This window comes from Curtobacterium oceanosedimentum (genome assembly GCF_020297365.1).
Taxonomy (GTDB): Bacteria; Actinomycetota; Actinomycetes; order Actinomycetales; family Microbacteriaceae; genus Curtobacterium.
In genome coordinates this window covers 39,175-57,920 of record NZ_JAIXIG010000015.1, presented here as the reverse complement: position 1 = coordinate 57,920, position 18,746 = coordinate 39,175, and the positions used below count along the sequence as shown (strand labels likewise).

The following is an 18,746-nucleotide window of genomic DNA, read 5'->3' as shown; positions in this document are numbered from 1 at the left end:
CGGCGCGCCCGACGGCCTCACGTCGGCGGCCCGCACACACGCCGCCGCGCTCCGTGAAGTGGGTGGTCGCGGGTAGGCTGTTCCCACCCCGCAGACCGTACGAACCGGAGGTTCCGTGTCGGATTCCGACTCCTTCGTCCACCTGCACGTGCACAGCGAGTACTCGATGCTCGACGGTGCCGCCAGGCTCTCCGACCTCGTGGCGGAGACCGCCGCGCAGGGCATGCCCGCGGTGGCGGTGACGGACCACGGCAACATGTTCGGCGCGTTCGAGTTCTGGAAGGCCGCGAAGGCCGGCGGCGTCAAGCCGATCATCGGGACCGAGGCGTACATCACGCCGCGCACCCACCGCTCGGACAAGACCCGTGTGCGCTGGGGCGACGGCGGCGGGGACGACGTGTCGGGTGCCGGGTCGTACACGCACATGACGATGTTCGCCGAGAACACGACCGGCATGCACAACCTGTTCCGGCTGTCGTCGAAGGCGTCGCTCGAGGGCTACTACTTCAAGCCCCGCATGGACATCGAGCTGCTGCAGGAGTACCACGAGGGGATCATCGCCACGACGGGCTGCCCCTCCGGCGAGATCCAGACGCGGCTGCGCCTCGGGCAGTACGACGAGGCCCGACAGGCGGCGGCGGACTACCGCGACATCTTCGGCAAGGAGAACTACTTCGCCGAGGTCATGGACCACGGCCTCGAGATCGAGCGCCGGATCATGACGGACCTGATCCGCCTGGCGAAGGACCTCGACATCCCGCTGGTGGGCACGAACGACCTGCACTACACGCACGCCCACGACGCCAAGTCGCACGCCGCGCTCCTGTGCGTGCAGTCGGGGTCGACGCTGAACGACCCGAACCGCTTCAAGTTCGACGCCGACGAGTTCTACCTGAAGACGCCCGCGCAGATGCGCCACGTCTTCCGCGACAACCTCGAGGCCTGCGACAACACGCTGCTCATCGCCGAGCGGTGCAACGTCGAGTTCGACACCGCCGCCAACTACATGCCGAAGTTCCCGGTGCCCGAGGGCGAGACGGAGCACTCCTGGTTCGAGAAGGAGGTCGCGAAGGGGCTGGAGTACCGGTACCCGGGCGGCATCTCGAAGGAGGTCCAGGAGCGCGCGGACTACGAGGTCGGCATCATCAACCAGATGGGCTTCCCGGGCTACTTCCTGGTGGTCGCCGACTTCATCAACTGGTCGAAGAACAACGGCATCCGGGTCGGTCCGGGCCGTGGCTCCGGTGCCGGTTCGATGGTCGCGTACGCGATGCGCATCACCGACCTCGACCCCATCCGGCACGGCCTGATCTTCGAGCGATTCCTCAACCCTGACCGCGTCTCGATGCCCGACTTCGACGTCGACTTCGACGACCGGCGCCGCGGTGAGGCGATCAAGTACGTCACCGAGAAGTACGGCTCCGAGCGCGTCGCGCAGATCGTCACGTACGGCACCATCAAGGCGAAGCAGGCGCTCAAGGACTCCTCGCGGGTGCTCGGGTTCCCGTTCGGCATGGGCGAGAAGCTCACCAAGGCGATGCCGCCGCCCGTGATGGGCAAGGACATCCCGCTCACCGGGATCTTCGACAAGGACCACCCGCGGTACAAGGAGGCCGTCGACGTCCGCACCGTGGTCGAGACCGACCCCGAGGCGAAGACCGTCTTCGACACCGCGCTCGGCCTCGAGGGGCTGAAGCGCCAGTGGGGCGTGCACGCCGCCGGCGTCATCATGTCGAGCGACCCGCTCATCGACATCATCCCGATCATGAAGCGGGAGCAGGACGGCCAGATCGTCACGCAGTTCGACTACCCGGCAGCGGAGTCGCTCGGCCTGATCAAGATGGACTTCCTGGGGCTCCGCAACCTCACGATCATCAGTGACGCCCTCGACAACATCAAGACCAACCGCGGCACCGAGCTCGACCTCGAGACGATGGGCCTCGAGGACCCGGAGGCCTACGCCCTGCTGCAGCGCGGCGACACCCTGGGCGTGTTCCAGCTCGACGGCGGCCCGATGCGTGGTCTGCTGCGCCTGATGAAGCCGGACAACTTCGAGGACATCTCCGCGCTCATCGCCCTGTACCGTCCTGGGCCGATGGGTGCGAACTCGCACACGAACTACGCGCTCCGCAAGAACGGCGAGCAGCCGATCACGCCGATCCACCCGGAGCTCGAGGAGCCCCTCAAGGACATCATCGGCACGACCTACGGCCTGATCATCTACCAGGAGCAGGTCATGGCGATCGCGCAGAAGGTCGCGGGGTTCTCCCTCGGCCAGGCGGACATCCTCCGCCGCGCGATGGGCAAGAAGAAGAAGTCCGAGCTGGACAAGCAGTACGCGGGCTTCCAGCAGGGCATGAAGGACAACGGGTACTCCGACGCGGCGATCAAGACGCTGTGGGACATCCTGCTGCCGTTCTCCGACTACGCGTTCAACAAAGCGCACTCGGCGGCGTACGGCGTGGTGTCGTTCTGGACGGCCTACCTGAAGGCGCACTACCCGGCCGAGTACATGGCGGCGCTGCTGACGAGTGTCGGCGACGCCCGCGACAAGCTTGCGCTCTACCTCAACGAGTGCCGTCGCATGGGCATCCGGGTGATGCCGCCGGACGTCAACGAGTCGATCGGCTTCTTCGCCGCCGTCGGCGACGACATCCGCTTCGGCATGGGCGCCATCCGCAACGTGGGTTTCAACGTCGTCGACGACATCGTGAAGGCCCGCACCGAGAAGGGCGCCTTCGAGTCCTTCCACGACTTCCTGCGCAAGATCCCGATCTCGTCGGCGAACAAGCGCACGGTCGAGTCACTCATCAAGGCCGGTGCGTTCGACGAGTTCGGCGACACCCGTCGTGCCCTGGTGGAGATCCACGAGGGTGCCGTCGAGGGCGCGGTCAAGGTGAAGCGCGACGAGGCCAACGGCAACGTCGGCTTCGATTTCGACTCCCTCTTCGCCGAGGTCGCCGAGGATGCCCCGAGCGCCGCGGTGTCCCAGGTGCCCGACCGGCCGGAGTGGTCGAAGCGCGACAAGCTGGCGTTCGAGCGCGACATGCTCGGGCTCTACGTGTCCGACCACCCGCTCGCCGGGCTCGAGATCGAGCTCGCGAAGCACCAGTCGATCACCATCGCCGACCTGCTGACCGCCGACGACTCCATCGAGGGCGAGACCGTCACCGTGGCCGGCCTGCTGACGAGCGTGCAGCACCGGGTGGCGAAGTCGAGCGGCAACCCGTACGGCATCGTCCAGATCGAGGACTTCGGCGGCGAGATCGGCGTCATGTTCCTCGGCAAGACGTACCAGGAGTTCGGTCCCTCGCTCGTGGCCGACTCGATCGTCGTGCTGCGCGGCCGCGTGAACGTCCGAGACGACGGCAAGGCCCTGCACGCGGTGAGCATGTTCCAGCCGAACGTCGGCGACGCGATGGGCTCCGGCCCGCTCACGCTGTCGCTGCCCGAACGGCAGGCGACCACCACGACCGTCACGGAGCTCGCCGCCGTGCTCGGCCGGCACCGGGGCGAGACCGAGGTGCGACTGAAACTGCTCAAGGACGAGGTCGCGCGGACCTTCGAGCTGCCGTTCCCGGTCAACCTGACGCCGGACCTGTTCGGGGAGCTGAAGAGCCTGCTCGGGCCGCGCTGCCTGGTGTAGAGGACCACCATGGCCGGACACCGCATCTTCGACACGCCCGTCGCGGACGTCTACGTGCACTACCTCGCGAAGGTGGAGCGCAAGGGGCACACGAAGGCTGAGCTCGACACGGTCATCGCGTGGCTGACCGGCTTCGACGAGACGGCGCTCGCGCGACACCTCGCCGACCGGACGACCTTCGCGGATTTCTTCGCCGCCGCGCACGTCAACCCGGACGCTTCGCTCATCACCGGGGTGATCTGCGGTGTCCGGATCGAGGAACTCGACGACCCGCTCATGCGCAGGATCCGGTACCTCGACAAGCTCGTCGACGAGGTCGCCAGAGGCCGACCGATGGCGAAGATCCTGCGAAGCGTGTGACGGGTCGGCCGGGAGGCGCGGTGCGGGTCCCGCCGCGGCTCGCCCTGCACAGGCGGCTGCGTCCTCCACAGGCGGTTGCGTCTTCCACGAGTGGACCGGCCGGTCCCGCCCGCCGGAGTCACCCTCGGTAGGCTTGGCTCCGATGATGCAGCGAATCGACCTCCGCGGCGGCCTCCCCGCCCGTGCCGAACTCCTCCGACTCATGCCCCGTGCCGTGGGTGACGTGTCGCACGCGGTCGACGCCGCGCGCGAGCTCGTCGAGGACGTCCGACACCGTGGCGCCGCGGCCCTGCACGACCAGGCCGAGCGGTTCGACGGGGGAGCCCCCGCGAACGTCCGGGTGCCGGCTGCCGAGATCGCCGCCGCGGTCGCCGGGCTCACCCCCGAGCTCCGCGCAGCCCTCGACGAGGCGATCCGCCGCGTGCGGGCCGCGAGTGCCGCGCAGATCCCCGCCGGGTCCGTGACCACCCTGGCCGACGGCGCCGAGGTGCACCAGCGCTGGCAGCCGATGCGCCGCGTCGGGCTCTACGTCCCCGGTGGCAAGGCCGTCTACCCGTCGAGCGTCGTGATGAACGTCGTCCCGGCCCAGGCAGCCGGGGTGCGGTCGATCGCCCTCGTGTCCCCGCCGCAGCGCGACCACGGTGGCGCGGTGCACCCGACGATCCTCGCGGCGGCCGGGCTGCTCGGCATCGACGAGGTCTACGCGATGGGCGGCGCCGGAGCCGTCGGCGCCCTGGCGTACGGCGTCGCCGAGATCGACCTCGAGCCGGTCGACCTCATCACCGGTCCGGGCAACAACTACGTCGCCGCGGCGAAGCGTCTGGTGCGCGGCGTCGTCGGGATCGACTCCGAAGCCGGGGCGACCGAGATCCTCGTGATCGCGGACGACACGGCCGACGCCGGGTTCGTCGCCGCCGACCTCATCAGCCAGGCCGAGCACGACGAGCAGGCGGGCAGCGTGCTGGTGACGACGTCACCGGCGTTCGCCGATGCGGTGGAGGCCGCCATCCCGGAACGCACGGCGGTGCTCGGGACGGCCGCGCGCCTCCAGACCGCCCTGGACGGACCGCAGTCCGCCGTGGTCCTGGTGGACTCGCTGGCCGACGCCGCGACCGTGAGCAACGCCTACGGGCCGGAGCACCTGGAGATCCAGACGGCCGACGACGACGCGGTCCTCGCGGACATCGACTCGGCCGGTGCGGTCTTCGTCGGACCGAGCACGCCGGTGAGCCTGGGGGACTACCTGGCGGGGTCGAACCACGTGCTGCCGACCGGTGGACAGGCTCGGTTCGGCTCCGGGCTGTCGGCGTCGACGTTCCTGCGCCCGCAGCAGGTCATCCGCTACACGTCGGACGCGCTCGCGCAGGTCGCCGACCACATCGTGGCGCTGTCCACCGAGGAACAGCTCCCCGCGCACGGGGCCGCCGTGACGGAGCGGACGAACCGCTAGCCTGGGGAACGACATGTTCTGCCCCTTCTGCCGCCACCCGGACTCCCGCGTCGTCGACTCACGGACGAGCGACGACGGAACCTCCATCCGTCGTCGCCGCCAGTGCCCCAACTGCGGGCGGCGGTTCTCGACCACCGAGACCGCTTCGCTCAACGTCGTGAAGCGCAACGGCGTCACCGAGCCTTTCAGCCGCGACAAGATCGTCTCGGGCGTGCGCAAGGCGTGCCAGGGGCGCCCGGTCACCGACGGAGACCTCGCCGTGCTCGCGCAGCGCGTCGAGGAGACCGTGCGGTCGTCGGGGTCGAGCCAGATCGACGCGAACGACATCGGCCTGGCGATCCTGCCGCCGCTCCGCGAGCTCGACGAGGTCGCCTACCTGCGGTTCGCGAGCGTGTACCAGGCCTTCGACTCGCTCGAGGACTTCGAGGACGCCATCGGCCAGCTCCGTCGTGACCACCACGCGTCGGCCGGGACGAGCGCGTGAGCGACCTCGGCGAACGGGCGGTCCGCGGCGGCTACGCGGTCGTCTTCCGGTCGGTCTTCGCGAACATGGACCCCGAGCGGGCGCACCACCTGGCGTTCGCCGTGATCGCCACGTTGCCGCGCGTGCCGTTCCTGGCCGGCATCGTCGAGCGGTACTGCCGCCCGGCTGCCGCCGACGGCGTCACGACGATGGGGATCCACTTCCCCTCGCGCTTCGGCCTGGCCGCCGGCTTCGACAAGGACGCCCGCGGCATCGCCGGGCTCGGCCTGCTCGGGTTCGGCCACGTCGAGGTCGGCACGATCACCGCCAAGCCGCAGCCGGGCAACGAGCGTCCGCGGCTGTTCCGGCTCATCGGCGACCGCGCCCTGATCAACCGGATGGGCTTCAACAACCACGGCGCCGCAGCGGCCGCACGTCGCCTCGAGCGTGCCCGCCGCAACCCCGGTCGGCCCGTCATCGGCGTGAACATCGGCAAGAGCCGCGTCGTCGCGGTCGAGGACGCCATCGACGACTACCTCGAGTCCACCCGACGCCTCGCGACGTTCGCCGACTACCTGGCCGTCAACGTGAGCTCCCCGAACACGCCCGGGCTGCGCGGCCTGCAGGAACTCGACCAGCTGCGGCCCCTGCTGTCCGCCGTCCGCGGCGCCGCCGGCCGGACGCCCGTGCTGGTCAAGATCGCGCCGGACCTGACCGACGAGCAGATCGACGCGATCGCCGGCCTCGCGGTCGAGCTCGGGCTCTCTGGTGTGATCGCGACCAACACGACGATCGACCGGTCCGGGTTGCAGACGCCGAGCGCCGACGTCGAGGCGATGGGCGCCGGCGGCCTGTCCGGAGCTCCGCTCGCCGCCCGGTCGCTCCAGGTCCTGCGCCGCGTGCGCGCTGCCGTCCCGGAGGACTTCTGCATCATCGCCGCCGGGGGCGTCACCACGGAGCAGGACGTGCAGGACCGCATCGAGGCCGGGGCCACCCTGGTGCAGGGCTACACGGCGTTCCTCTACGAGGGGCCGACCTGGGCCGCGCGCATCAACCGCCTGCGGCGGCGACGGGCGCGACGCGCGGCGCGGTAGACGCGACCACCTGACGGACGGGAGGCCCGTGGCGACACCGCCACGGGCCTCCCGTCCGTCCTGGGGGCGCGCCCACGGCCGCTTCGTGAGCAGGAATGGTCGGGTGCGCCGCGTCCACCCGACCATTCCTGCTCACGAAGCACGAGCGGGGGAGTGGGGGTGCGGGAACGACGGAGCGCCGCCCGACCGAGGTCGAGTGGCGCTCCGTCGAGGCCGGGGACTACAGCGCCGGGTACTCGCCGCGCCGGACCTGGGGCTTCGGCAGGCGCAGGAACCGCAGCTGCCACGCCCGCGTGAGGATGTAGAGGAACGTACCGCGCTGCATCTCGCCGAACTTCGCGGTGAGCTTGCGGCGGAGCGACAGCCAGAGCACCACGCAGTCGATGATGAAGAGCGCGACGAACGCCCACACCAGCAGGAGCGAGTACGACGCCACGACGGTCTGCGCCGCGGCGAACCCGACGATCAGGAACAGCACGAGCACCGGCATCATGACCTCGCCGACGTTCCAGCGGGCGTCGATCCAGTTGCGGACGAAGCGGCGCTGATCGCCACGGTCCTTCGCGGGCAGGTAGCGCTCCTCGCCGTTCGCCATGCCCACACGGGCGCGCTCGCGCTCGGAGTTGAGACGCGCGCGGGCAGCCTTCTTGTCGACGGGGGTGCCACCGACGAGGGGACGACGGTTCGCGGCCTCACGCTCCCGGCGCGACGGCGTCGGCCGACCCTTGCCCTGCTCGAGGAGTTCCTCCTCGGACGGGTTGACGGTCGTGTTGGTCTTGGGTGCTGCCTTCGCCACGGTGCGTTCCTGACTGCGGTTGCGTGCTGGATCGTCCTCTAGATTACGGGACATGACCGACACCGACCAGCACAGCACCGCGACCGACCCCGCACTCCTCGACGCCCTGCGCGAACAGGTGCAGGGGGCGTTGCCGACCACGATCGCCGACCTCTCCGCGCTGGTGCGCCTGCCGTCCGTGTCGTGGTCGGCGTTCGACCCCGCGCACGTGCGGGCGAGCGCCGAGGCCGTCGCGGACCTCGCGCGCTCGACGGGGGTCTTCGAGGCGGACGACGTGCGGATCGTGCGGTCCGCGGTGTCCGGCGCGACCGCCGACGTCGCCGAGGCGGACGCCGAGGCGGAGCTCGGCCAGCCGGCGGTGCTCGCCGTCCGTCCGGCACGGAACGGCAAGCCGACCGTCATGCTCTACGCGCACCACGACGTGCAGCCGCAGGGCGACGACGCCCTGTGGGAGACGCCGCCGTTCGAGCCGACCCTGCGCGGCGACCGGCTGTACGGGCGCGGCGCCTCCGACGACAAGGCCGGCGTGATGACGCACATCGCCGCGCTCCGCGCCGTGCACGCGCAGTTCGGTGACGACCTCGACCTCGGCGTGGTCCTGTTCGTCGAGGGCGAGGAGGAGTTCGGCTCCCGTTCCTTCCGCACCTTCCTGCGCGAGCAGAAGGAGCACCTGGCGGCGGACGTCATCGTCGTCGCCGACAGCGACAACTGGTCGACCGAGGTGCCGTCGATCACCGTCTCGCTCCGCGGCAACGTCACGTTCAAGCTCACCCTGACGACCCTCGAGCACGCGAGCCACAGCGGGATGTTCGGGGGAGCGGCCCCCGACGCGATGATCCCGATGGTGCGCCTGCTCGCGTCGCTGCACGACGACGCCGGCTCGGTCGCGGTCGACGGTCTCTCGTCGTACGAGGCGGACGTCCCCGAGCGGACCGACGACGAGCTCGCCACCGACGCCGCGCTCGTGCCCGGGGTCCACCCCATCGGCACGGGTGCCGTGCTCTCGCGCATGTGGTTCCAGCCGTCGATCACGGTCACCGGCATGGACGTGCCGAGCGTGGCCAACGCGTCGAACACGCTGCTGCCGACCGTGTCCGCCCGCGTCTCGGTGCGCGTCGCGCCCGGGCAGGACGCCGAGCAGGCCTTCGCGGCCGTCGAGCGTCACCTGCGCGAGCACGTGCCGTTCGGTGCCCGCCTGGAGATCAGCGAGCCCGACAGCGGTGACGGCTTCCTCGTCGACACGGCCGGCTGGGCCGTCCAGGAGGCCCGGACCGCCATGCGCGAGGGCTGGGGCAACGAGGCGGTCGAGCAGGGCATCGGCGGCTCGATCCCGTTCGTGTCGGACCTGGCCGCCGAGTTCCCGGAGGCCCAGATCCTGGTCACCGGTGTGGAGGACCCGGACACCCGCGCGCACAGCCCGAACGAGTCCCAGCACCTCGGCGTCCTGCACCGCGCGATCGTATCCGAGGCGATCCTGCTCGCCCGGCTCGCGACCCGCAGCTGACGGTGCTTACAATCGACGCCAGGCGCGGTGAACGGCACCGCCCGGAGGGAGACGCGCGATGAGCGACACCATCACCGACGACGCACCGGCGACCGAGGTTCCGTCGCACGGCGTGCTCCTGAGCGACGCCGCCGCCGGCAAGGTCGCCAGCCTGCTCGAGCAGGAGGGCCGCGACGACCTGCGCCTGCGCCTCGCCGTCCAGCCCGGCGGCTGCTCGGGGCTCATCTACCAGCTCTACTTCGACGAGCGTCTGCTCGACGGTGACACCACCGCCGAGTTCGACGGTGTCGAGGTCGTCGTCGACAAGATGAGCGTGCCGTACCTCGACGGCGCGACCATCGACTTCGAGGACACCATCCAGAAGCAGGGCTTCACGATCGACAACCCGAACGCGCAGGGCAGCTGCGCGTGCGGCGACAGCTTCCACTGATCGTCCGTCGATCCGACACGCGAGCGGGGAGTGACCGGTACGGTCGCTCCCCGCTCGCGTTCGTGGGGCCGGACACGCCCCGCGGGAGTGCGGTGTGACCGGGTCCGACGGGGCCGTTCCCGGTGCGGATCGGGGCCACTGGCGTGGCGTGTGTGCGCGAGCGGTGGCGAGCTGCGAGTAAGCTAGGAGTGTTCCAATCAAGCTGGGAGCCAGCACCGCGTCGCCTCTGTGCGGCACACCGTCGCACTCGACGGGCTGACCTCCGAGCTCACGTCTTTTGCGAGAGGTAACAGTGCGTTCGAATCGCCGTATACGTTGGGCGGCCGTCCCGGTGGCCGTCGGTCTGGTCATCGCACTGGCTGGCTGCACGCAGCAGCAGATGAACGGATGGCTCCCCGGCACGGAGGAGACGAAGGACGTCACGAACCACACCAGCCGCGTCGTCGGCCTGTGGACCACCAGCTGGATCGTGCTCCTGGCCGTCGGCCTCATCGTGTGGGGCCTGATCATCTGGGCGGCGATCGTCTACCGCCGGCGGAAGGGCCAGACCGGCCTGCCCGTGCAGATGCGGTACAACATGCCGCTCGAGATCTTCTACACGATCGTGCCGCTGATCCTGGTGCTCGGCTTCTTCGCCTTCACCGCGAAGGACCAGGCCGCCATCGAGCAGCCGTTCGAGGACCCCGACGCCACCGTGCACGTGTACGGCAAGCGCTGGGCGTGGGACTTCAACTACATCAACAAGGACAACCCCGAAGAGAGCGTCTACTACCAGGGCATCCAGGCCCAGGAAGAAGAGGACGCCAACGGGGCGATCGACGAGTCGCAGCTGCCGACCCTCTACCTGCCGCAGGGCAAGAAGGTCGCGATCGAGCTCTCCTCGCGCGACGTCGACCACTCCTTCTGGGTCATCGACTTCCTGTACAAGAAGGACATGCTCCCGGGCAAGACCAACTGGGAGTACTTCATCCCGCAGAAGCTCGGCACCTACCAGGGCAAGTGCGCGGAGCTCTGCGGTGAGTACCACTCGCTGATGCTCTTCCAGGTGAAGGTCGTCACGCCGGCCGAGTACCAGGAGTACCTCGACACCCTGAAGGACCAGGGCAAGGTCGGTCTGCTGGGCGACGAGTACAACACCAACAGCAACGAACCGAACAACAAGGCGCCGGTCGAGGCGTCCAGCGAGAACAAGTAGGGGCTCGTCAGATGACAACGTCACTCGTCGGCCAACCGACCCAGACCTCGACGCCGGACTTCCAGGCGTCGAAGGTGGGCCGGAAGGGCAACATCGTCGTTCGGTGGATCACCTCCACCGACCACAAGACCATCGGGTACATGTACCTGATCGCGTCGTTCATCTTCTTCCTGCTCGCAGGTGTGATGGCCCTCGTGATCCGCGCACAGCTCTTCGAGCCCGGCCTGAACGTGGTCGCGACGAAGGAGCAGTACAACCAGCTGTTCACGATGCACGGCACGATCATGCTGCTGATGTTCGCGACGCCGCTCTTCTCGGGCTTCGCGAACGCGATCATGCCGCTGCAGATCGGTGCGCCGGACGTCGCCTTCCCGCGACTCAACGGCTTCGCGTTCTGGCTCTACCTGTTCGGGTCGCTCATCGCGGTCGGTGGCTTCCTCACCCCGCAGGGCGCCGCCTCGTTCGGTTGGTTCGCCTACGCGCCACTGAGTGACACGACGTTCACACCCGGCCTCGGCGGGACGCTGTGGGTGTTCGGCCTCGGCATGACCGGGTTCTCGACCATCCTCGGCGCGGTGAACTTCATCACCACGATCATCACGATGCGTGCGCCTGGTCTGACCATGTTCCGCATGTCGATCTTCACGTGGAACACCCTGGTGACGGCGCTGCTCGTCCTGATGGCCTTCCCGGTCCTGGCGACCGCGCTGTTCGGCCTCGGGCTCGACCGGGTGTTCAACGCCCAGATCTTCAACCCGGCCAACGGCGGTGCCCTGCTCTGGCAGCACCTCTTCTGGTTCTTCGGGCACCCCGAGGTGTACATCATCGCGCTGCCGTTCTTCGGCATCGTCTCCGAGGTCTTCCCGGTGTTCAGCCGCAAGCCGATCTTCGGGTACAAGACCCTCGTCTACGCGACCATCTCGATCGCCGCCCTGTCGGTCACCGTGTGGGCACACCACATGTACGTCACCGGCGGTGTCCTGCTGCCGTGGTTCTCCCTCATGACGATGCTCATCGCGGTCCCGACCGGCGTGAAGATCTTCAACTGGGTCGGCACCATGTGGCGCGGCTCGGTCACGTTCGAGACCCCGTTGCTCTGGGCGCTCGGCTTCCTCATCACCTTCACGTTCGGTGGTCTCACCGGTGTGATCCTGGCGTCGCCGCCGCTCGACTTCCACGTGTCCGACTCGTACTTCGTGGTCGCGCACTTCCACTACGTGGTCTTCGGGACCGTCGTGTTCGCGATGTTCTCCGGCTTCTACTTCTGGTGGCCGAAGTGGACCGGCAAGATGCTCAACGAGCGCCTCGGCAAGATCCACTTCTGGCTCCTGTTCATCGGCTTCCACACCACGTTCCTCATCCAGCACTGGCTGGGCGTCATCGGCATGCCGCGTCGCTACGCGACCTACCTGCCGAACGACGGCTTCACCTGGATGAACCAGCTGTCGACGATCGGCTCGATGATCCTGGCGATCTCGTTCCTGCCGTTCATCTTCAACGTCTACGTGACCGCTCGGAACGCACCGAAGGTCGCCGTGAACGACCCGTGGGGCTACGGCCGCTCGCTCGAGTGGGCCACCTCGTGCCCGCCGCCGCGCCACAACTTCACGTCGATCCCGCGCATCCGTTCGGAGTCCCCGGCCTTCGACTTGAACCACCCCGAGGCCGGTGTGCCGATCGGCGTGGGTCCCGCGAAGGACGCTCCGGATGCCCCGACCTACGACGCCGCGAAGGGCGAGGTGAAGTAACGCCATGCGCGCCAACGTCAACCTGTTCTGGATCCTCTTCGGGTTCTTCATCGTCGCCGATGCGGCGTACACGATCTGGGCGTACATCTACTACGGCCGGCCCGAGTGGGTCGGTACGGTCGCCATCGGCCTCACCGGGATCATGTCCGCGTTCATCGCGTTCTACCTGGCGAAGGTCATGGGCTCCCAGGGCGGCGTGCTGCCCGAGGACCGCCCGGACGCCAACATCGAGGACGGCGACGCCGAGCTCGGGCACTTCAGCCCGTGGTCGTGGTGGCCCATCCTGCTGGCCGCCGCGGTCGGCGTCTGCTTCCTCGGCGTCGCGGCGGGCCTGTGGATCGTCCCGATCGGCCTCGTCCTCGTGACGATCACCCTGGTCGGCTGGGTCTACGAGTACTACCGCGGCAACTTCGGGCACTGACCCGGCGCTGCAGCGCACCGACACTTCGGGCGGCACCAGAACGGTGCCGCCCGTAGTGCGTCCAGGTGACGATCTCCGGTACCGATCCGGAACAGACGATCTCCGGTACCGATCCGGAACAAACGGTCCCGCCCGCGACTTGACTGGAGCGGACCCCCACAACAGCGAAAGGAGTCACCTCAGGTGACCGACAAGCGCACCCTCATCATCTTCGGCGCGACGGGCGACCTCGCCTCCCGCCTGCTGCTCCCCGGCCTCGGCACGTTCCTGCAGAGCGGCCGCGCCGTCCCCGTGCAGTTGATCGGCACGGGCCGCAGCGAGCGCAGCCCCGAGAAGTGGAAGGACATCGTCACGCAGTCCTTCGCGTCGCAGGACGTCGCGGGCCCGGAGGTCGACGCCACCCTCGCGTCGACGCAGTTCATCCAGGGCGACCCGACGGACCCCGAGCACCTGAAGGCCCTGTTCGCCGCGGCGGACGCCGACGCCGAGCCGATCCTGTACTTCGCCCTGCCGCCGCAGATCGCCTCCGACATCTGCGAGGCGCTGCAGCAGGTCGAGCTGCCCGAAGGCACGACCCTCGCGTTCGAGAAGCCCTTCGGCACCGACGTCGCGAGTGCCGAGGCCCTCAACGAGACCGTCCTCAAGCTCGTCCCCGAGGACCGCGTGCACCGCACCGACCACTTCCTCGGTCGCACCACGGTGCTCAACATCATCGGCCTGCGCTTCGCGAACCGTCTGTTCGAGCCGATCTGGAACGCCGAGAACATCGAGAAGGTCGACATCTTCTACGACGAGACCCTCGGTCTCGAGAACCGCGCCCAGTACTACGACGAGGCCGGCGCGATGGTCGACATGATCCAGTCGCACCTGCTGCAGATCCTCGGTCTGGTCACGATGGACGCCCCCGCCGCGATCGACTCGGTCGAGTTCCGCTCGTCGCTGGCCCGTGCGCTCCGTTCGACGCGCCTCAAGGGCGACGACGCCACGGTCGCCTCCCGTCGTGCCGTCTACACGGCCGGCACCATCGACGGCAAGGACCTGCCGTCGTACCAGGACGAGGACGGCGTCGACCCGTCGCGGCAGACGGAGACCCTCGCCGAGATCTCGGTCGAGGTCGACACCGCCCGTTGGGCCGGTGTCCCCTTCACGCTGCGCTCCGGCAAGGCACTCGGTGCGAGCCGCAAGGAGGTGCTGATCACCTTCAAGCCGGTCACGCGCCTGCCCTCCGGTCTGTCCGGTCGGCCGAAGACCGACACGCTGCGCATCGTCCTCAACCCGGACGAGATCGAGCTGACGGTGTCGGCCAACGGTGGCGGCAACCCGTTCGAGATGGGCCAGGTCACCCTGTCGTCGTCCTTCGCGGACGGCGAGCTCACCCCGTACGGCGAGGTCCTCAACGGGATCTTCCACGACGACCCGCTGCTCTCGATCCGCGGTGACGTCGCCGAGCGCTGCTGGGAGATCGTCGCGCCGGTCGTCGACGCGTGGAAGGCCGACGAGGTCCCGCTCGAGGAGTACCGCGCCGGTTCCCGTGGCCCGGCCGACTGGGAGTCGTCGTCCTGACGGACGCACGTCGCGCGCCCTGATCGCGCGCCCCTGACGGACGGGAGGCCCGGTGCCAGCTGGCACCGGGCCTCCCGTCCGTCGTGGAGTCGCCACCAGGGCACCGCACGACGCCGTCGTGTCGTCGAGACGCCGCCGGATCCGGCGGCGTCTCGACGCTTCCGAGGCGTCGCGCAACGAGGACGGCGGCGTCGTCGCGAGTCGGAGCGACGGTTCAGCCGGGGGAGCCGGCCCGCTCACCGGCACCGGTCCACGACCGCGTCCCACCGTCGTGCACGGCCAGCCGGGTGCGGTGCCCGACGGCGCGGCCCCGGGTCCGCTCGATGGCGTCGGCGGCCGACACCAGCGTCAGGTGCGACAGCACCTGCGGCGTGTTGCCGATGTGGTGCCCGGTGGCCACGTCGATCTCCTCAGACAGCATGCCGACGTCGTTGGCGGAGGCGACGAGCACCTCCATCAGGCGTTCGGCGTCGTCCACCCGCCCCGAGGCCGCGTACTGCTCGACCAGCCAGAACGAGCACGCCAGGAACGGGTGCTCGCTGCCGGACAGCCCGTCGAACCCGGCAGCGGTGCGGTAGCGCAGGAGGAGCCCGTCGGGTCCGGTCCGCAGGTCCTGCTCGATCGCGGCGACGGTCCCGGTCATCCGCGGGTCGTCAGCGGGCAGGTACCCGATCTGGGGCAGGACGAGCAGGCTCGCGTCCACCTCGTCTGTGTCGTAGTGCTGCCGGTAGCAGCCCCGTGCGGCGTTCCAGCCGTGTTCCTCGATCTCCGCCCGGACCTGCTCGCGGAGTGCGCGCCAGCGGTCGACCGGGCCCTCGAGCCCGAACTCCTCGACGGCGGCGACCCCGCGGTCGAAGGCGGCCCAGATCATCGCGCGGGAGTGCGTGAAGTGCCGACGCGGTCCCCGCATCTCCCAGATCCCGTTGTCGGGGTCCTGCCAGTGCTGCTCGACGTGACCGAGCAGGGCGCGCTGCAGTGCCCACGAGTCGGCGTTCTCCTCGACGCCGAGCTCGCGGGCGTCGTGCAGGGCCGCGAGGACCTCGCCGAAGACGTCGCCCTGGTACTGCTCCGATGCGCCGTTGCCCACCCGCACCGGGGTGGAGCCCGCGTAGCCGGGCAGCTCCGGGAGCACCCGTTCGGGCAGCTCGCGCTCCCCGGCGATGCCGTACACGATCTGCACGTCCCCGGGGTCGCCGGCGATCGCGCGGAGGAGCCAGCCCCGCCAGTGCGTGGCCTCGTCGCGGTACCCGTGTGCGATGAGCGACGCCAGCGCCAGGGACGCATCGCGGAGCCACACGTAGCGGTAGTCCCAGTTGCGTTCGCCCCCGGGGTCCTCCGGGAGGCTCGTGGTCGCGGCCGCCACGACGCCGCCGGTCTCGCCGTGCGTCATGGCCCGCAGGAACACGAGCGACCGCCGCGTGGCCGCGGCGAACGGCCCCGCCGCCTGCACCGGGGCGATCCAGTCCGTCCACCACGACCTGGTCTGCTCCAGGGCGGCGTCGACGTCGAACGGCGCCGGCGGTTCACGGTGGGAGGGGTACCAGGTGAGCACCGTGTCGACCACGTCACCGTCGTGGACCGTCGACGTCGCGGTGTGCCGGTGGTCGTCGGCCCGGAACCGCGGACCCCGAACGACCACGGAGCCGGGCCCGGCGGTCGCCACGAGGGCCGGTCCGCCGTCGTCGCCGACCTGGCGGATCCACGGCAGCGCACGGGCGTAGTCGAACCGGATCCGGAGAGTCTGCCGCATCCGCACGGTGCCGCGCAGCCCGCGGACGCGCCGGACGATCGACGGTCGGTGCGCCCCGACGGGCATGAACTCGGTGACCTCGACGACGCCCTCCGCGGTCGTCCAGACCGTCGAGAGCACGAGGGTGTCGCCGTCGTAGTGGCGGTCCGCGGTCGCCTCGTCGTCGACGGGACGGAGCGTCCAGTGCCCGTGCTCCTCGGTGCCGAGCAGCGAGGCGAAGGTGGACGGACTGTCGAACCGCGGCAGGCACGCCCAGTCGATCGTGCCGTCGCGCCCCACCAGCACCGCGGTCCCGGTGTCACCGATCAGCGCGTGGTCCTCGATGCGGTTGCGGGGCGCGGGTGCGCGCCGGGTCTCGGTGCTCATGGCCCGATCGAACACCCGCGGCCCGAGCATCGTGCTCCCTCGTCGTCCCCGGCGCCGAGGACGTGCTGAAGGGTCGTTCAGGCCGGGTCGGAGGCGTCGGCCTCGATGATCCCGACGCGGGCGAGCTCGCTCCACAGTCCGGCACCGTCCGGGGCGTAGACCCACGGGGCGGACGAGTCGCGCGAGCGCTCCTGCGCACGGGAGCGACCACCGGCGAGCACGGCCTCGCTCGTGGAGAGCTGCCGGATCGCGACACCGGCGACGTTGTCGGGGTGCTCGCGCGAGAAGTCGCCGTACAGGGTCTCGTCGTGCTGGCCGTCGTCGCCCACGAGCAGCCACCGCACGTCGGGGAAGTCCTTCGCCAGGCGGCGCAGGTTCTCCTGCTTGTGGAGCTGGCCGCTGCGGAAGAACCGGTCGTGCGTGGGGCCCCAGTCGGTGAGCAGCAGCGTGCCCGAGGGGTACATGTTGCGCGACAGGAAGCGCCCCAGGGTCGGTGCCACGTTCCAGGCGCCGGTCGACAGGTACACGGTCGGCGAGCCGGGGTGCTGCGCGAGGATGCGTTCGTACAGCACGGACATGCCCGGCACCGGGCGTCGCGCGTGCTCGGTGAGCACGAAGGAGTTCCACGCGGCGAGCATCGGGCGGGGGAGCGAGGTCACCATCACGGTGTCGTCGATGTCGGACAGCAGGCCGAAGCGGGTGTCCGGGTGCACCACGAAGACGTCCGCCTCGACGTCGCGACCGCCGCCGGCCGACAGGCGCACCGTGCGCCACCCCGGCTCGAGGTCGATCGGCACGATCGTGTCGACCACGCCGCCCCGGTCGGTCTGGACGACGTGGGACACGCCGCCCGCGGTCACGGTGACCTCGGCGTGGTCGACGGCGACGCTCGTGAAGCTCCGCCACCCGCGCACGCCGGCGTAGGAGACGTCGGACGCGAGCCCCCGTCGGGTCAGCAGCACGCGGCAGAGGATGCGCACCCATCCGGGCGCACCGTAGCCGGTGTAGGGGACCACCGTCGGGACCAGGCCGCGACGGCGCGCGCGCTGCTCGCGGAACTCCTGGACGGCGTCCTCGATGCGGGCCGCGCGGTGCAGGAGCGGCTCGGCCAACGACGGCTCGTGGGGCGTCGGGTCGGGCATGCGGTCATCATCCCACGCGCGCCTCCGAAGTCCACGCGCCGTCGGTCGTGGTGAGTCGCAGCCACGTTCCAGGCGGTCTCTGCGAGAGTTGTCCCGTCACACCAACGAACCGCGCTGGAGCGCAAGAGGAGAACACGTGCTCGTCACCGAGGTAACGAACGCTCTGCCGGGGGGATCATCACTGCTCAGGAACGAGCCGGTCCAAGCCCGCAGTTCGGCGCGCCTCGCCGGCCTCCTCGACGCCGCTGCCGCGGTCATCGACGAGATCGGGTTCGAACGGCTCACGACCGCCATGGTCGCCGAGCGTGCCGGCGCGTCCATCGGGACCGTCTACCGGTACTTCCCCGACCGGATCGCCGTCGTCGAGGCACTCGCCATCCGCTGCACCCAGCGGCTGGCCGAGCGGTTCGTCGAGGCGCTCGACGCCAGCGGCGCCGCGACCTGGCAGGACGCCAACGACGCGCTCATCGACGTCACCGCCGAGATGTACCGCACCGAGCCCGGCTTCCGTGCGATCCGCTTCGGCGACGCTGCGGACACCGGCACCGGTGACGCCGAGGACCGCATGGCGGCACTCGGCAGCGCCGTCGGCCAGATCATGCGCGACCGCTTCGGCCTGCCGGACGACGAGCGGACCGCGCGCGCGTGGGTGGTGCTCGCCGAGTCCGGTCACGCCGTGCTCGCACGCGCGCACCGCGACCGGTCGAACCCCGACACCGCGCTCATCGAGGAGTACCGCCGGATGAACCGCGCCCACCTGGAGTCGGTGATCGCCGCCTCCTGACCGCCGCGACACGCCGCGATCCGATCCGAACGCC

General features: G+C 69.9%; 15 protein-coding genes. 12 read left to right on the top strand and 3 right to left on the bottom strand.

Annotation, left to right across the window (positions count from 1 at the left end; all coding sequences use genetic code 11):
• Positions 1–166: 166 nt before the first annotated feature.
• From dnaE to LEL83_RS08645, 5 genes are all read left to right on the top strand, one after another.
• Positions 167–3,646: a DNA polymerase III subunit alpha gene (gene dnaE, locus LEL83_RS08665; protein ID WP_232832867.1), complete on the top strand. Its 3,480-nt coding sequence runs from the start codon at positions 167–169 to the stop codon at positions 3,644–3,646.
• Positions 3,647–3,655: 9 nt separating this feature from the next.
• Complete coding sequence (locus tag LEL83_RS08660; protein WP_225558502.1) at positions 3,656–4,006, top strand: DUF2200 domain-containing protein; 351 nt, start codon at positions 3,656–3,658, stop codon at positions 4,004–4,006.
• Positions 4,007–4,148: 142 nt separating this feature from the next.
• Positions 4,149–5,456 (top strand): histidinol dehydrogenase, encoded by a 1,308-nt coding sequence (gene hisD / locus LEL83_RS08655; protein ID WP_225558501.1) that lies wholly within the window; start codon positions 4,149–4,151, stop codon positions 5,454–5,456.
• A gap of 13 nt (positions 5,457–5,469) precedes the next feature.
• The gene (gene nrdR / locus LEL83_RS08650) at positions 5,470–5,940 is read left to right on the top strand and encodes a transcriptional regulator NrdR (RefSeq protein ID WP_198658299.1); all 471 of its coding nucleotides are present in this window, start codon (positions 5,470–5,472) and stop codon (positions 5,938–5,940) included.
• The gene (locus LEL83_RS08645; RefSeq protein ID WP_225558500.1) at positions 5,937–7,013 is read left to right on the top strand and encodes a quinone-dependent dihydroorotate dehydrogenase; all 1,077 of its coding nucleotides are present in this window, start codon (positions 5,937–5,939) and stop codon (positions 7,011–7,013) included. Before nrdR ends, LEL83_RS08645 begins: the two co-directional genes overlap by 4 nt.
• Before the next feature lie 220 nt (positions 7,014–7,233).
• Here LEL83_RS08645 and LEL83_RS08640 read toward each other — a convergent pair whose 3' ends face one another.
• Complete coding sequence (locus tag LEL83_RS08640; protein ID WP_225558499.1) at positions 7,234–7,809, bottom strand: DUF3043 domain-containing protein; 576 nt, start codon at positions 7,807–7,809, stop codon at positions 7,234–7,236.
• Between the two features lie 52 nt (positions 7,810–7,861).
• Here LEL83_RS08640 and LEL83_RS08635 point away from each other — a divergent pair, with 52 nt between their 5' ends.
• The 6 genes from LEL83_RS08635 to LEL83_RS08610 all read left to right on the top strand — a co-directional run bounded on the left by LEL83_RS08635 (position 7,862) and on the right by LEL83_RS08610 (position 14,670).
• Entirely contained in the window at positions 7,862–9,313 is a 1,452-nt protein-coding gene (locus LEL83_RS08635; protein WP_225558498.1) for a dipeptidase, read from the top strand.
• A gap of 58 nt (positions 9,314–9,371) precedes the next feature.
• A complete protein-coding gene (locus LEL83_RS08630) occupies positions 9,372–9,743 on the top strand; it encodes a HesB/IscA family protein (RefSeq protein WP_198658303.1) in 372 nt (123 codons plus the stop codon).
• Positions 9,744–10,035: 292 nt separating this feature from the next.
• Positions 10,036–10,938, top strand: a complete 903-nt coding sequence (gene ctaC, locus LEL83_RS08625; RefSeq protein WP_225558497.1) for an aa3-type cytochrome oxidase subunit II — start codon at positions 10,036–10,038, stop codon at positions 10,936–10,938.
• Positions 10,939–10,949: 11 nt separating this feature from the next.
• The gene (ctaD, locus tag LEL83_RS08620) at positions 10,950–12,686 is read left to right on the top strand and encodes an aa3-type cytochrome oxidase subunit I (protein WP_198658305.1); all 1,737 of its coding nucleotides are present in this window, start codon (positions 10,950–10,952) and stop codon (positions 12,684–12,686) included.
• Positions 12,687–12,690: 4 nt separating this feature from the next.
• Entirely contained in the window at positions 12,691–13,107 is a 417-nt protein-coding gene (locus LEL83_RS08615) for a cytochrome c oxidase subunit 4 (RefSeq protein WP_198658306.1), read from the top strand.
• A 183-nt stretch (positions 13,108–13,290) separates the two neighbouring features.
• A complete protein-coding gene (locus LEL83_RS08610; RefSeq protein ID WP_198658307.1) occupies positions 13,291–14,670 on the top strand; it encodes a glucose-6-phosphate dehydrogenase in 1,380 nt (459 codons plus the stop codon).
• Positions 14,671–14,884: 214 nt separating this feature from the next.
• Here LEL83_RS08610 and LEL83_RS08605 read toward each other — a convergent pair whose 3' ends face one another.
• Both LEL83_RS08605 and LEL83_RS08600 read right to left on the bottom strand, forming a co-directional pair.
• Positions 14,885–16,786, bottom strand: coding sequence for a glycoside hydrolase family 15 protein (locus LEL83_RS08605; protein ID WP_225558496.1), 1,902 nt, complete (start codon positions 16,784–16,786; stop codon positions 14,885–14,887).
• Positions 16,787–16,863: 77 nt separating this feature from the next.
• The gene (locus LEL83_RS08600; RefSeq protein ID WP_198658309.1) at positions 16,864–17,928 is read right to left on the bottom strand and encodes an App1 family protein phosphatidate phosphatase; all 1,065 of its coding nucleotides are present in this window, start codon (positions 17,926–17,928) and stop codon (positions 16,864–16,866) included.
• Between the two features lie 136 nt (positions 17,929–18,064).
• On the opposite strand from LEL83_RS08600, the gene LEL83_RS08595 reads away from it, so the two are divergent.
• Complete coding sequence (locus LEL83_RS08595) at positions 18,065–18,712, top strand: TetR/AcrR family transcriptional regulator (protein ID WP_198658310.1); 648 nt, start codon at positions 18,065–18,067, stop codon at positions 18,710–18,712.
• Positions 18,713–18,746: the final 34 nt, after the last annotated feature.

Coding starts and splice junctions, on each gene's coding strand:
- ctaD (WP_198658305.1), top strand. CDS start 10,950: ATGACAACGTCACTCGTCGGCCAACCGACCCAGACCTCGACGCCGGAC.
- LEL83_RS08660 (WP_225558502.1), top strand. CDS start 3,656: ATGGCCGGACACCGCATCTTCGACACGCCCGTCGCGGACGTCTACGTG.
- LEL83_RS08615 (WP_198658306.1), top strand. CDS start 12,691: ATGCGCGCCAACGTCAACCTGTTCTGGATCCTCTTCGGGTTCTTCATC.
- nrdR (WP_198658299.1), top strand. CDS start 5,470: ATGTTCTGCCCCTTCTGCCGCCACCCGGACTCCCGCGTCGTCGACTCA.
- LEL83_RS08600 (WP_198658309.1), bottom strand. CDS start 17,928: ATGCCCGACCCGACGCCCCACGAGCCGTCGTTGGCCGAGCCGCTCCTG.
- dnaE (WP_232832867.1), top strand. CDS start 167: ATGCTCGACGGTGCCGCCAGGCTCTCCGACCTCGTGGCGGAGACCGCC.
- LEL83_RS08635 (WP_225558498.1), top strand. CDS start 7,862: ATGACCGACACCGACCAGCACAGCACCGCGACCGACCCCGCACTCCTC.
- LEL83_RS08630 (WP_198658303.1), top strand. CDS start 9,372: ATGAGCGACACCATCACCGACGACGCACCGGCGACCGAGGTTCCGTCG.
- hisD (WP_225558501.1), top strand. CDS start 4,149: ATGATGCAGCGAATCGACCTCCGCGGCGGCCTCCCCGCCCGTGCCGAA.
- LEL83_RS08605 (WP_225558496.1), bottom strand. CDS start 16,786: ATGAGCACCGAGACCCGGCGCGCACCCGCGCCCCGCAACCGCATCGAG.